This window comes from Neisseria sp. 19428wB4_WF04 (assembly GCF_015235335.1).
GTDB lineage: Bacteria > Pseudomonadota > Gammaproteobacteria > Burkholderiales > Neisseriaceae > Neisseria > Neisseria musculi.
On the sequence record NZ_JADGLG010000254.1, the window covers coordinates 1 to 227 of the forward strand.

A 227-nucleotide genomic window follows, 5' to 3' on the forward strand; every position below is an offset into this window, starting at 1 on the left:
TCATCCATAAACAGCTTCACCCATTCACTAAAAGCCAAATTGGTCGTCATGACAACACTCGTCCTTTCATGCAGTTGGCTCATCAGATGAAACAGCAGCACCCCGCCTTTCTGACTAAACGGCAGATCCCCCAACTCATCAAGAATCAACAAATCGTACCGACATTGCTGTTCGGTTAGTTTCAGACGGCCTTCGTCTTTGTCTGCTTCCAATTTGTTGACCAAGTC

Annotated in this window: 1 protein-coding gene; it reads right to left on the bottom strand. The window is 46.3% G+C overall.

Going from position 1 to position 227, the window contains the following annotated elements; translation table 11 throughout:
* A partial coding sequence (locus IR141_RS14345; protein WP_167743256.1) for an ATP-binding protein occupies window positions 1–227 on the bottom strand: 227 nt, incomplete at both ends.